The following is a 12427-nucleotide window of genomic DNA, read 5'->3' as shown; positions in this document are numbered from 1 at the left end:
CCCTTTGGACGGAATGACCATGCATTCATAATGAGAACCAGCGCATGAACGCTCAGCTTCAACCGACAGGCTCCGCCTATTTCATCGCCGAACAGACCGAGAAGGACGAGACGCGGACGCTCGCCGTTCTCGTCGACAACGAGCCAGGCGTACTGGCACGCGTCATCGGCCTGTTTTCCGGACGCGGATACAACATCGACAGCCTCACCGTCTCCGAAACGGAGCACGAAAAGCACCTTTCGCGGATTACCATCGTGACCCGCGGCACGCCGCACGTATTAGAGCAGATCAAGAACCAGCTCGAACGCATCGTACCGGTACACCGGGTCGTGGATCTCACTGCGATGGCGCGCGAGCGCGGGCAGGAGCGTCCGCTTGAACGCGAGCTTGCGCTGGTGAAGGTCGCGGGCACGGGAGATCATCGCGTTGAAGCGCTCCGGCTCGCGGACGCCTTCCGCGCGCAGGTGATCGACGCCAATACGGAGCACTTCATCTTCGAGATCACCGGCCGCGTGTCGAAGGTCGAGCAGTTCATCGCCATCATGAAGCCGCTCGGCTTGGTCGAGGTCTGCCGCACCGGCGTGGCGGCGATGAATCGCGGCCCCGAGGGGATGTGATCAAGCCGAACCGGTGGAACTTCGCTTAAAGGTGGGGCCAAGCGCCGAAACGCGCCAGGCAGCGTACGCTACGGAACGGCCGTTGCGGCGAGCTGAAGTTGCCTACGTTTACGGGTTGAAACCCCCGCGACGAACGAAGTCGTAGATCAAATCGGTAACCTCCGCATGGAACGGCATCATGTCGGCCGAGGTCTTCATAGCTCTGCTGGTTTTTTCCTTCGTGACGTCGGTGACGCCGGGGCCGAACAATCTGATGCTTCTCGCTTCAGGTGTGAATTTCGGCTTCGTTCGCACCGTTCCGCATGTGCTGGGAATAGCCGTCGGCTTTGCTTCGCTCCTTGTTGCAGTTGGCCTGGGGCTTGGGGCGCTGCTCGTTGCCTATCCGCAGGTCCATCTGGCGTTGAAGATTTCGGGCGCCGCCTATCTGCTTTATCTTGCCTGGCGGATCGCCATGTCGCGCGCGGTCGGCGCCAATGGACAAGGCCGCGCCCGGCCAATGACGTTTCTTGAAGCCGCCGCCTTCCAGTGGGTTAACCCGAAGGCGTGGGTGATGGCGATAACGGCCATGGCTGTCTACACCAACCCGCAGGAACCCTTCCTTTCGATCCTGCTCGTGACACTGACCTTTACGCTGGTCAATTTCCCGAGTGTTTCGGTGTGGGCAGGCTTCGGTCTGGCCCTGCGCGGCTTTCTGTCCGATCCCGTTCGGCTGAAATGGTTCAACATCGCAATGGGAATCTCGCTCGCGGCCACGCTCTGGCCGATGCTGCAATAGGGCCGGTAGGCCTATCGGTTCAGGCCAAGCCTACTGCTCCGCCAGGAAAGCGGCGAACTGGGCGAGGGCCGCGTTCCAGTTGATGGTGATTTCGTTGGTGGACCAGCTCTCGATGTCGTCGATGTAGCAGCGCTGCGGAGCGCAGCCGGCAAGCCTTTCGGCCGCGAACGGATCCTGGAGGGCGGCGTTGGGGCCACCTGCAAGCGCGCCCTTCGGCGGATGGGGAAGCGAGGGATCGACCTGGTGGGCGAACCAGCCGGAATGCTGGTTCTGCGCGTAGTGGCTGCCATATCCGGTGATATAGGAAATGCCGAGCGCGTTGCGGCCTAGGAGATAGTCTGCACCCTCCAGCGCGGCCTCGCGCAGACGCGGGTCGCGCGTATAGTCGTAGGCGCGGGCCACGATGGTGCCGATCTGTGCGAAGGAATGGTTGGAGCCCCAGCCATATTCTCCATTTGAGGGCACGTAGATCTGGCCGAAGGCACGTTCCTCCTGCAGTGCTGCAAAGCGCCGCCCCGCTTCCACGATCGAGGCGCGGAAGAATGCGATCTCTTCTGCCGACAGCGCATTGGGCACGAGGCTGAGCGACATTCTGCCGAGCGGTGCGACGAAAGCCCAGTCGAAGCCATTGTCGCGGAAGACGTCTCCCCGAAAATAGGGCGAAGCGACAAGCGCGTCGCGGTAATGCACCGCGCCCGTGGTGATGAAAAGTTCGGCGGCCGCCCAGTAGAACTCGTCTGCAACATCGTCGTCGGCATAGGGACCGCCGCCCATATTGTCTGTTTCTGGTGCATGGAGATCAGGATGGGCCTGGGCCGCATGCCAGGCACGCTCGGCGGCCTTGAGCAGGCGGTTTGCGAAGGCCGGATCGTATTTGACGAACAGACGCGCGCCCTGGGCCGCGACTGCGGCCAGGTTGAGTGTGGCGGCCGTGGAAGGCCGGTGCAGCCTACGCTGCTTGTCGTCCTCGTGGGGCAGCGAAGGCAGGCCGGTCCATTCGGTGTCGTGCACCTTGTGATGCGCCATGCCCGCCAGCGGCTTGCCTTCGGGTACCTGCATTTTCAGGAGAAATTCGAGCTCCCAGCGGGCCTCGTCCAGCACGTCCGGCACACCGTTGCCCGCCTCGGGAATGGCGAGCGCACCGTCGGCAAAATGCGCGAAGGAGGCGCCGTCCACGTAAAGCGCGCGCTCATAGGCGCTCATGAGCTGGGCGACCGAAATGCCGCCATTGACCAGATATTTCCCATGATCGCCCGCGTCGTACCAGCCGCCGGTAACATCCAGCGTGTAGTCGCAGGTCCAGGGAACCCCATAAACCCGTTCCGAGCGTTCCGGGGAAAGGCAAGGGACGCCCCGGTCGCCCTGATTGATCTCGCCCTTGCCAGGCGCCGAGATGTGCCCGGCCGGCCTGGCATAGGCTTCGCCGGCAATCGCGCCGTCGATAGCGATACCGGAACGCACGGGATAGAAGTAGTTGAGCGCGTCGCGCGCAAGCGCCTCATAGAAGCCGCGTCCGATGGCGAAGGGGAAGCTTACCTCGCCGTCCGCTTCGATGCGGTAGCCTTCTCCGGCCTGGGTGAAGCCGCTGAAATCGATGACATGGACGTTGAGCCGCGCCGTGGGATCGACCCCGGCCGGGCGCGTCATGCCCGAAGCGACCTCTTTACCCTCAGTGTCCAAGAGGCGCCACGCAAGAGCGGCCTGCGCCTGCGCAATGAGCGTCGCCCGCTTCGGTCCGTCCGGCACATACCCCACCTGATTGACGGTGATGCGCGGCTGCGCGGCCATTCCGGCCCGGGTTCCGCCGCCGGAGGCCTGCAGGAGGGCGATAACGACAAGCAGCGCAGCCGCACCCGCCGTCACCGCAAGTAGGATTCCTCGCCCCATTCCGCCGCTCTCCGTTTCGATGAAACTTTTCACGGCCTGCCTTACATTGCGTAAAGGGAAGTCGGGGACGAGGCAGTGCCCGCAGTGACCTATTCACCGCGCGCAGAATCTGGTTTGTGGGGGCATGAAGTTTTCACCGCAACAGGACGAGGCGCTGAAAGCCGTCTCCCGTTGGCTGAGGGAAGGGCGGTCCCAGATCTTCCGGCTTTTCGGCTATGCCGGAACCGGCAAGACGACGCTTGCGCGCTACTTCGCGGAGCATGTGGACGGCGATGTGCAGTTCGCCGCCTTTACGGGCAAGGCCGCGCAGGTGCTGCGCTCCAAAGGGGCGACGAATGCCCGTACGATCCATTCTCTCATCTACCGCCCGCGCGGAGAGGAGGAGGTGGAGGACGAGACGACGGGCAGGACAACCATGTCCCCCACCTTTTCCCTCAACCGCCAAAGCCCCGTGGCCAAGGCAAAGCTCGTCATCATCGACGAGTGCTCGATGGTGGACGAGGAGCTGGGCCGCGATCTCATGTCTTTCGGCACGCCCATCCTGGTGCTAGGGGACCCGGGGCAACTGCCGCCGATCTCGGGCGGCGGCTTCTTCACCGAGCATGAGCCGGACTATCTGCTGACCGAAATTCACCGCCAGGCACGCGACAATCCGATCATCCGGCTGGCGCTCGACGTGCGCGAGGGGCGGGAGTTCATGTATGGCGACTATGGCACCGCGCAGGTGATCTCGCGGCGCGAGGTGACCAGCGAGACGGTGCTGAAGGCCGATCAGGTCCTCATTGGGACCAACCGCACGCGGCGGCGCTACAATCAGCGTCTGCGCGAACTCAAGGGCTTCACCTCGCATCTGCCGCAGGCGGGCGACAAGCTGGTCTGCCTGCGCAACGAACCGTCCAAGGGGCTGCTTAACGGTTCACTCTGGAAGGTGATGACCGTCTCGCGCGAGACTGTGAAGCCGGGCATCAACCTGCTGGTTTCACCGGAGGAAGACGATCCCGACCGCGGCGTGGCCAAGATCAAGCTTCTCAAGGCTGCTTTCGAGGACCCGGAAGCTGATATCCCCTGGCAGACGAAGAAACGCTACAACGATTTCGATTTCGGCTACGCGCTCACAGTCCACAAGGCGCAAGGCTCGCAGTGGGACGAGGTGGTGCTGTTCGACGAAAGCTTCGCCTTCCGCGACACACGCCAGCGATGGCTTTATACCGGGATCACCCGAGCTGCGGAGAGGCTCACGATCGTGCGTTAGCAGCAATCCCGGGAAAAGCGGCAGCGGTTTTCCGGCTATGCCGGACCCGGCAATGGCCTTGCGCCGATCCATTCCCAGGCGGAAGCGACTTCTTCAAGCTCGAAGTAATTCATCTCCATGGAAAAGAACGGCCGGAATATCGAAATCATGGCCTTGACCCAGCTCGGCCCGCCGACAACCGCATATTTGCGGATGTGCTTGAGCGCCTTGGTCTTGCCCAGCATCGTCTGCTCCTTCCATGCGGCTGCCCAGTCGATGCCTTCATAGTCATGCATGATCACGATGACGTCGATCTTGTTATGCAGCTCATAAGCGCCTTCGAGCAGACCGTACATGTTCTCTATGTCGGAGGCCGTGATATGCCCGGTGACCTCGAAGGCGTAGGCGTCGTCGCGGTCCGTTTCGATGCGGCGAACGCTGGGCGGGGTATCGTTGATGGACATGCAGCGTTTCTCCCGATGCTGCCGATGCGCGGCTGTCACCCAAGACAACGCGAATTGGCCCTGTCGGTTCATCGCAGAGCCGCTATAGGGATGAGCAAGCCAGAATGTTACAGGATTTTTCCATGCCGGCAAAGCTCTCCGTCAATCTGAATGCCGTGGCCATGCTGCGCAACCGCCGCGATTTGCCGTGGCCAAGCGTCACCGGGATCGGGCGCATTGCCCTTCGCGCCGGGGCGCATGGACTTACGGTCCATCCCCGGCCCGATCAGCGGCACATCCGCTTCTCGGACCTGCCTGAGATCCGCGCGCTCATCGATGATGAGTTTCCCGACCGCGAATTCAACATCGAGGGATACCCTTCGGAAGAATTTCTGCGACTGGTGGAGGGGGCGGAACCCGAGCAGGTCACCCTCGTGCCTGACGATCCGGCTCAGGCCACGTCCGATCATGGATGGGATTTCGTGCGGGACGCGGATTTCCTCCGGCCGATCGTCCGACGGCTGAAGCAGCGGGGCTTCCGCGTCTCGCTGTTCTGCGACCCGGATGTGGACGAGGCCGCACTCAGGGCGGCCAAAGCGACCGGCGCCGACAGGGTGGAGCTTTACACAGGCCCCTACGGCGCCTGCCACGACAGTCCGGAAAAAGCCGCCAAGGCTCTCGAAACACTTTGCAAAACGGCAGAAAGAGCGGCCGCGCTGGGCTTGGCCGTCAATGCCGGGCATGATTTGACGGTCGCCAATTTGCCTGCCCTTGCCGCCCGCATTCCCGGATTGGCCGAGGTCTCCATTGGTCATGCACTTACGGCCGATGCCCTGGAGCATGGCATGGCGGAGACTGTGCAGCGTTTCCTCAGGGCTGCGGGCCATGACCTTGGGCAAGCAGGTTGAGGCTCCGGTCCTCCGGGCATAGGCGCACACCAACTGTGAAACCGCGCATGGCCACGCGACGGCTTGAAAGCCGCCGCAAGCTGTGTCAGAACCGTACCGTACGGTACGCATAGAGGCGCGGAGTTGACCGAGCAGCGGGAAAAGGGATTCACGCCGCGCCAGCGCGCGGTTCTGGAATGTGCGTTGGAACTGCTCGTGGCAGGCGGCGAAAGGGCGGTCACGACCGCGGGCGTGGCCCGTGCGGCGAGCTGTTCGAAGGAAAGCCTCTATAAGTGGTTTGGTGACCGCGACGGCCTGCTTGCGGCCATGATCGCTTATCAGGCAAGCAAGGTGCGCACCTTTGCGAATGAGGGCGAGGCGGTGGATCGCTCGCGCTTTAGGGCGCGTCTGGTGGCCTTTGCGCGGGACCTGCTGGATGTGCTCGCAGGCGATGTCTCCCTCGCGCTCAACCGGTTGGCCATCGGCCAGGCGAGTCGTGATGAAAACCGTCTGGGCAGGCTTCTTGTCGCCCAAGGGCGGCGGCGCATCGACGAAGGTGCGATCGCGTTGCTGGAGGCCGGGAAGCGGCACGGGCATATCAACTATGAGGACCAGGAAGAGGCTTACCGCACCTTCTATGGCCTCATCGTGCGGGACCTCCATGTGCGCATGCTGCTCGGCGAGGAGGAGGTCCGGAGACCGGAGGGTTTCGCCGCACTGGCGGAACGGGCGGTAGACCAGTTCTTCGCACTCTATCGGGTGCGGGAGAAGGAGAGGGCGGACCCGGCGTGAGGCCGTGCGCCGCAGGCTGAAAAGGAAGGAAGAAGGAATGCGTGTCTATTACGATCGCGACGCCGATCTGAATCTCATCAAATCGAAGAAGGTCGCCATTATCGGTTATGGCAGCCAGGGCCGCGCCCATGCACTGAACCTGAAGGACTCCGGCGTCACCGAGGTGGCCGTGGCCTTGCGCCCGGGCTCGGCAACGGTGAAGAAGGCCGAGGCCGATGGCTTCAAGGTGATGAGCGTGGCGGAGGCCGCAGCCTGGGCAGACCTCATGATGATGGCCACACCCGACGAGTTGCAGGCCGGCATCTACAATTCCGAGATCGCGCCGAACATTCGCGATAGCGCGGCAATCGCTTTCGCGCATGGTCTCAACGTGCATTTCGGGCTAATCGAGCCCAAGAAGACGGTCGATGTGCTGATGATCGCGCCCAAGGGGCCAGGCCACACGGTGCGCGGGGAGTACCTGAAGGGCGGCGGCGTGCCATGCCTGGTTGCCGTGCATCATGACGCATCGGGCAATGCGCTCGATCTTGCCCTGTCCTATGCCTGCGGCGTGGGCGGCGGACGCTCCGGTATCATCGAGACCACCTTCCGCGAGGAGTGCGAGACCGATCTCTTCGGCGAGCAGGTGGTGCTGTGCGGCGGTCTGGTTGAACTCATCCGCGCCGGCTTCGAGACGCTCGTTGAGGCCGGTTATGCGCCGGAGATGGCATATTTCGAGTGCCTCCACGAGGTGAAGCTCATCGTCGATCTCATTTACGAGGGCGGCATCGCCAACATGAACTATTCGATCTCCAACACGGCCGAGTGGGGCGAATATGTCTCGGGCCCGCGCATCATCACCGCCGAGACCAAGGCGGAGATGAAGCGCATCCTGAAGGACATCCAGACGGGCAAGTTCACCTCGGAATGGATGCAGGAGTGGCATTCGGGCGCGGCCCGCTTCAAGGCCACCCGGAGGCTGAACGACAACCATCAGATTGAGGAAGTGGGCGAGAAGCTACGCGCGATGATGCCGTGGATCGCCAAGAACAAGTTGGTCGACAAGCAGAAGAACTGAGGCGTCGGTTTCGCCTTCAGGCAAACATGAAAATGGCCGCGGACTGGTGCCGCGGCCATTTAACATTCACGCCGTTGCGTTTAACCCCAATAGGGCGAGCGGCACTGCTTGCGCGGACCGTTATAGGGCTGGAAGGTGTTGTCCCAGTCGCGGTAGGAGCGGTAGCGGCTGTAGCACCACCTCACATGGGCGACCGGCAGGGGCCCCGCATAGCGCGGCCTGACATGGACCCGCGGTGGCGCATAATAGGGCGGATGCACGATCACGGGCGGCCGGCCGGTGCCAAACTCGAAGTAGAACCCGGTACGCGGGCGGAGGTGATGCCGGTGATGAGGATGGAAATGCCGACGGTGCCAGTGCCGCCTACGATGGTTCACCCGCTCGACCTTGCTGGCGTCTGATGTTACCACCGTCTCGAGCGTCTTGGCGACGCCGCTTCCGGCGATAGCCGAGGCCTGGCTGGGCGGCGCCCAGACAGCCATCCCCAGAGCCATGAGGCCGGAGATGGTGAGCATGGAGAAGGTGTGCTTCATTTTAGAAACTCCAATTCACTCACTGCGGGCTGACCCGCACATAATTTCCTGCAAAAAAACCAAACCGCTGATGAACACGGCATGAACGCGAAAATCGTGCGCTCGCCGCCCCTCCGGACGCCCGCATCGCTCGGTTGTCTTTTTACGGGAAAGAGGCAAGAGTGCGGCCATGTCGGTGCGGATCGCTACCTTCAATGTCGAGAACTTAATGAACCGGTTCGATTTTTCCGGTTTCCGCAATGAACTGCAGCAGGACCGCGCACTGACGCTCTTCGAGATCAAAGAGGAGGCCGAGTATCGCGAACTAGAGCGGGCGCGCACCATCGCCCTCACGGACGATACGCGCCAGCTTACGGCACTCGCCATTGCGGCCACGCGCGCGGACATTCTGTGCCTGCAGGAAGTGGACAATCTCGCCGCCCTCAAAGCATTCGAGTACGGCTATCTCTTCAAGATGATCGGCAGCGGGTATCGCGAGAAATACTCGTCGCCCGGCAACGATGTGCGCGGAATCGACGTGGCCGTCATGATGCGGCGCGAGACGGCGGACGGTCAGCCGATCGAGTTTGAGCGCCTGGCGAGCCACGCGCATATCACCTTTGACGATTTCGGCCTTTATACGCCGGAACTTGAGGCGCTGGGCGTCGGACGCACGGAGCGGATATTCCGCCGCGACTGCCTGGAGATCGACCTGCGCATCGGCGGCGTGCCACTCACCCTCTATGTTGTTCATTTCAAGGCCATGAGTCCGCCCCGGAACGGTATGGACGGACGGCAGGCCTCAATGCCTTTCCGTATCGCGGAGGCGGCGGCGGTGCGCCGCATCATCGAAGAGCGTTTTGGACCGGGCAGGGCTGCCAACAAGCGCTGGCTCATCTGCGGGGATCTCAATGACTATCGCGAGCGGGTAGTCATCGAGGGGGATGCATATAGCGGCTGGCGCTTCCGGGTCGCACGGGAGGCGCAGTCAAGCGTCAACGTGCTCACCGAGGGTGGCTTTTGCGAGAATATTGTCGAACGTCGGCCCGAGATGGATCGCTGGACGCTCTATCACACGCGCGGACCGGAGGAGCGGCATTTGTGCCAGCTCGACTATCTGCTTCTTTCGCCCGCGCTTGCGCGCACCAATGCCAGGGCCGTGCCGGACATAGTGCGGCAAGGGCAGCCTTGGCGGACGATCTTTCCGCCGGGACAGGAGGTGGAGCGCTTCCCGCGCACGGGATGGGACAGACCCAAGGCTTCCGACCACTGCCCGGTGGCCGTGACGCTCGATCTGGTCTGAATGGCGGGTAGGGACACTGCTATATGCACCGGGCGGTGCGCCTGTTACAGAGGCGTTCGCCCGAAATGCATTCAAGGAGGGAAGAGTCAGTGAGCGCTCGTCGGTACATGATCTATGACGTGTTCTCGCAGCGGCGGCTCGAGGGCAATCCGCTTGCGATCGTTCTGGATGCGGATGGCCTGGATGACGCCGAGATGCAGAGGATCGCCGGCGAGTTCAACCTGTCGGAAACCGTGTTCGTCCTGCCGCCCGAAAAGTCGATGCACACGGCCCGCATACGCATCTTCACGCCGGGCCGGGAGCTTCCCTTTGCCGGCCACCCGACCGTCGGCACCGCGATTGCGCTGTCGCAGCAGGTGGGCGAAATCGGCCAGGGTGGGCGCACCTCGATCCTCGTTCTGGAGGAAAATGTCGGCCCGGTCCGCTGCGCGGTGTCGAGCGGCAAGGGCACCGTCTTCGCTGAATTCGACTTGCCGCGTCTGCCCGAGCGCGTCGAATTCGAAGCGCCTTCCGAAGTGGTGGCGGCCTCGCTCGGCCTCTCGCATCACGAGATCGGGTTCGAGAATCACGTGATCAGCGCCTGGTCTGCCGGAGTGCCCTATGTCTGCGTGCCGGTCGCCAACCTCAAAGCGGCCGGCAGGGTGCGGTTCGATACCCATCTTTGGGCAGATCTTGGGCCGCAGGTCGAATCGGTGACCGCCTATCCCTACATCTATTGCCGCGAGACGGTGAATCACGACTGCGCCTTCCACACGCGTATGTTCGCTCCGGGCGACGGCATCGCCGAGGATCCGGCGACCGGATCGGCGGCAGCGGCCTTCGCCGGTGCCATACTCAGCCATGATGCACCGGTGGATGGCGAGCACGGCTACTGGATCGAGCAGGGGATCGAGATGGGTAGGCCGTCGCGCATCCGGCTGGAAATCGATGTCGCGAGCGGCGCGATCACGGCGGGCCGCATCGGCGGCAGCGCGGTGAAGGTGGCCGAGGGCAAACTTTTTCTTTGAGCCGCTTTGACGCCGAGCAGCCATATACTATATGGACCGCCGAATGGAGGCACGGGCGCAGCCCTCCATTCATGAAGGTGCCGGAACGGGCTTGCGCGCCCGGGCTAAACACGGTAAGAGCGCCCCGTTCCGACGGTGTCGCGGAGCGTTTCGGGCGATTGCTGCAGAATGGCGGCGCCAAACAGGGCGGGTGATTAGCTCAGTTGGTAGAGCAGCTGACTCTTAATCAGCGGGTCGCAGGTTCGATCCCTGCATCACCCACCAATTTTTTCAAAGACTTAGCAGAATCCATTCTGACACGAAGGTAGTGTCATTCTGACATTCGTTGCTGCTTGGTTCGTGCCTCACGCCTGAGCCGCGCGGCATCGAGTCGTTGCTTCTGGGTCTTCTGAGCGTACCTGAGCAGCGCGGCAGAGGTGAGATGGCCGCTCAAGGCCCGCATCTGGGCATCGCTCAGTCCTGCGTCGGCGCCTTCGGTGATTCCCCCGTGACGCAGTCCACTGAACGTCACGTCTGGCGGCAGGCCTGCTTCCTCTCGGATCTTGACAAACTGGTGGCGGAAATAGTCCGGCTCCCAAGGGAGATGGGTCTTCCTCTTTCGATCCGGCGTCTCGCGAGTTGTTATCACAGGCCCGTAGCGTGGAGCCCGGTCCAGCCTCTCCATAAGTTCAGGCCACAAGGGGGTGCCATCTTCATCGTAAAGCGGAATGTCGACCAGCTCTCCGGTCTTGTGGTGTATTATCCTTACGACATCCGGCCGGTCCGCGGGACGGTAATGGTTCCAGGTCAGTCGCTTCAGGATGTCCTCCTCTCGCATCAGCCAGTAGTACGCAATCATCATCGCGGTCCCAATGCTGTATAGTCCGAACCTGTCCGCGACCTCGACCATGCGCATGAGTTCATGATGCCGGACGAGGCGGGTGGGCTTCGCCTTGTACTTCAGTTCCATCTTTGCGAAGGGATTCTGGAACGGAACAATATCCGACTCAGCCCGATGGACAGCATTCCATGCACGTCGGGCTATGACCATCGCCTTTACCGCGGTTCGGGTTCTTTCCTTCCCGCCAGGCTGTGTGGGCTTCTTGAGCGCTTCGTATAGGAGGTCGGCCACGCCCGGCGTAACCGAGTTCAGATGCACGTTCCCCAACCGACGACCATCCTTCAGCTGGTAGTTCGCGAGCCTTTCAAGCACATAGCTGTAGTCTGCCTGGGTTTTCTCAGCAATTCTCCGATACTGGGGGGTATCTTGGAACCTGATGACCAGCCAACCAAATGTTCCTTTCAAGTTGCGAAGAATCGGCTCTGGATCGGAGCCCTTACGCCACGCGTCGAACTGCGGGTTCAGGACATCGTCACAGCGCTTCTTTGCTGTTGCATAGTCCGATCCAAGAGCTTCGCGGGTGAGGGGGCATCCCTTCTGGTCGGCCCACGTGGGTAAGTTCCAGTAGTACGAAACCACGCCCTTCTTCGTGCGCTTCGCAATCATGTAACGGGGCCAACCTAGAGGTTTTGAACGAGGCATTAGATCAGCCTCCGGATGTCCTCCAGCGGAATCGGATACGGTGCTTCAAGCCCGTGGAGCCTGGCGATGTCGTTCTCAAGTTGGCTCCGATGCCACTTCGGATGGCTTCCAGGGATCTTGACCGGCGGGCTGTAATGGCCAAGCGCGACCTTACGCAGGAAGGAAGAAACGCTCGGCTCATCGCAAAATGCTGCTGCGGTTTCCGCTCGCATCTGCAATGGCCAGGACCCAGGCGGAGTGGATACCAGGACGGGCCGGTTCACTGACCGCACAGCAGCCTGAAAGGGCTTTGTGCCGAACCGATTGCGTACAATCATTGAACCGCGCCGGGATTGCCGGAGGCTCCCCCTCTTGAGATTAAGGAGCCATCATGACGAAACGGAACGGCAATACC

Annotated in this window: 12 protein-coding genes and 1 tRNA gene; 9 read left to right on the top strand and 4 right to left on the bottom strand. The window is 62.1% G+C overall.

Translation table 11 applies throughout. The features are described 5' to 3' along the window. Nucleotides 1-44 precede the first annotated feature (44 nt). Both ilvN and NYR54_RS17330 read left to right on the top strand, forming a co-directional pair. Entirely contained in the window at nt 45-617 is a 573-nt protein-coding gene (gene ilvN, locus NYR54_RS17335; protein WP_261516979.1) for an acetolactate synthase small subunit, read from the top strand. A 178-nt stretch (nt 618-795) separates the two neighbouring features. After that, nucleotides 796-1392 carry a LysE family translocator gene (locus NYR54_RS17330; RefSeq protein WP_261516978.1) on the top strand — a complete coding sequence of 199 codons (597 nt, stop codon included), beginning with the start codon at nt 796-798 and terminating at the stop codon, nt 1390-1392. Nucleotides 1393-1422: 30 nt separating this feature from the next. Here the strand turns inward: NYR54_RS17330 and NYR54_RS17325 are convergent, their stop codons facing one another. Next, nucleotides 1423-3279, bottom strand: coding sequence for a glycoside hydrolase family 9 protein (locus tag NYR54_RS17325; RefSeq protein ID WP_261516977.1), 1857 nt, complete (start codon nt 3277-3279; stop codon nt 1423-1425). Between the two features lie 124 nt (nt 3280-3403). On the opposite strand from NYR54_RS17325, the gene NYR54_RS17320 reads away from it, so the two are divergent. Continuing rightward, entirely contained in the window at nt 3404-4531 is a 1128-nt protein-coding gene (locus tag NYR54_RS17320; protein ID WP_261516976.1) for an ATP-dependent DNA helicase, read from the top strand. A gap of 35 nt (nt 4532-4566) precedes the next feature. On the opposite strand, the gene NYR54_RS17315 is transcribed toward NYR54_RS17320, so the two are convergent. Further along, a complete protein-coding gene (locus NYR54_RS17315; RefSeq protein ID WP_261516975.1) occupies nt 4567-4974 on the bottom strand; it encodes a SpoIIAA family protein in 408 nt (135 codons plus the stop codon). 122 nt (nt 4975-5096) lie between these two features. Here NYR54_RS17315 and NYR54_RS17310 point away from each other — a divergent pair, with 122 nt between their 5' ends. The 3 genes from NYR54_RS17310 (at nt 5097) to ilvC (ending at nt 7689) form a co-directional block, all read left to right on the top strand. After that, nucleotides 5097-5861 carry a pyridoxine 5'-phosphate synthase gene (locus NYR54_RS17310; protein WP_261516974.1) on the top strand — a complete coding sequence of 255 codons (765 nt, stop codon included), beginning with the start codon at nt 5097-5099 and terminating at the stop codon, nt 5859-5861. A gap of 123 nt (nt 5862-5984) precedes the next feature. Further along, nucleotides 5985-6632: a TetR/AcrR family transcriptional regulator gene (locus tag NYR54_RS17305; RefSeq protein ID WP_261516973.1), complete on the top strand. Its 648-nt coding sequence runs from the start codon at nt 5985-5987 to the stop codon at nt 6630-6632. Between the two features lie 37 nt (nt 6633-6669). After that, nucleotides 6670-7689: a ketol-acid reductoisomerase gene (gene ilvC, locus NYR54_RS17300; RefSeq protein WP_261516972.1), complete on the top strand. Its 1020-nt coding sequence runs from the start codon at nt 6670-6672 to the stop codon at nt 7687-7689. A gap of 80 nt (nt 7690-7769) precedes the next feature. Here the strand turns inward: ilvC and NYR54_RS17295 are convergent, their stop codons facing one another. Continuing rightward, nucleotides 7770-8222, bottom strand: a complete 453-nt coding sequence (locus NYR54_RS17295; protein WP_261516971.1) for a BA14K family protein — start codon at nt 8220-8222, stop codon at nt 7770-7772. 169 nt (nt 8223-8391) lie between these two features. Between NYR54_RS17295 and NYR54_RS17290 the strand changes: the two genes are divergently transcribed. From NYR54_RS17290 to NYR54_RS17280, 3 genes are all read left to right on the top strand, one after another. Further along, a complete protein-coding gene (locus NYR54_RS17290; protein WP_261516970.1) occupies nt 8392-9504 on the top strand; it encodes an endonuclease/exonuclease/phosphatase family protein in 1113 nt (370 codons plus the stop codon). Nucleotides 9505-9593: 89 nt separating this feature from the next. Continuing rightward, nucleotides 9594-10511, top strand: a complete 918-nt coding sequence (locus NYR54_RS17285) for a PhzF family phenazine biosynthesis protein (RefSeq protein ID WP_261516969.1) — start codon at nt 9594-9596, stop codon at nt 10509-10511. Nucleotides 10512-10699: 188 nt separating this feature from the next. Beyond that, a tRNA-Lys gene (locus tag NYR54_RS17280) sits at nt 10700-10775 on the top strand. Nucleotides 10776-10821: 46 nt separating this feature from the next. Here NYR54_RS17280 and NYR54_RS17275 read toward each other — a convergent pair. Continuing rightward, a complete protein-coding gene (locus NYR54_RS17275; protein WP_261516968.1) occupies nt 10822-11997 on the bottom strand; it encodes a site-specific integrase in 1176 nt (391 codons plus the stop codon). Nucleotides 11998-12427: the final 430 nt, after the last annotated feature.

Origin of the sequence: Chelativorans petroleitrophicus, from assembly GCF_025398195.1 — a bacterium.
Classification (GTDB): Bacteria; Pseudomonadota; Alphaproteobacteria; order Rhizobiales; family Rhizobiaceae; genus Chelativorans; species Chelativorans petroleitrophicus.
Note: the sequence above shows the minus strand (reverse complement) of the source record. Positions and strands in the feature narration are given on the sequence as shown.

What these genes read in the sequence shown, in the direction of transcription:
- ilvC (WP_261516972.1), top strand. Translation starts at nt 6,670, where the DNA reads ATGCGTGTCTATTACGATCGCGACGCCGATCTGAATCTCATCAAATCG.
- NYR54_RS17325 (WP_261516977.1), bottom strand. Translation starts at nt 3,279, where the DNA reads ATGGGGCGAGGAATCCTACTTGCGGTGACGGCGGGTGCGGCTGCGCTG.
- NYR54_RS17290 (WP_261516970.1), top strand. Translation starts at nt 8,392, where the DNA reads ATGTCGGTGCGGATCGCTACCTTCAATGTCGAGAACTTAATGAACCGG.
- NYR54_RS17315 (WP_261516975.1), bottom strand. Translation starts at nt 4,974, where the DNA reads ATGTCCATCAACGATACCCCGCCCAGCGTTCGCCGCATCGAAACGGAC.
- NYR54_RS17295 (WP_261516971.1), bottom strand. Translation starts at nt 8,222, where the DNA reads ATGAAGCACACCTTCTCCATGCTCACCATCTCCGGCCTCATGGCTCTG.
- NYR54_RS17330 (WP_261516978.1), top strand. Translation starts at nt 796, where the DNA reads ATGTCGGCCGAGGTCTTCATAGCTCTGCTGGTTTTTTCCTTCGTGACG.
- ilvN (WP_261516979.1), top strand. Translation starts at nt 45, where the DNA reads ATGAACGCTCAGCTTCAACCGACAGGCTCCGCCTATTTCATCGCCGAA.
- NYR54_RS17320 (WP_261516976.1), top strand. Translation starts at nt 3,404, where the DNA reads ATGAAGTTTTCACCGCAACAGGACGAGGCGCTGAAAGCCGTCTCCCGT.
- NYR54_RS17275 (WP_261516968.1), bottom strand. Translation starts at nt 11,997, where the DNA reads ATGATTGCGAAGCGCACGAAGAAGGGCGTGGTTTCGTACTACTGGAAC.
- NYR54_RS17310 (WP_261516974.1), top strand. Translation starts at nt 5,097, where the DNA reads ATGCCGGCAAAGCTCTCCGTCAATCTGAATGCCGTGGCCATGCTGCGC.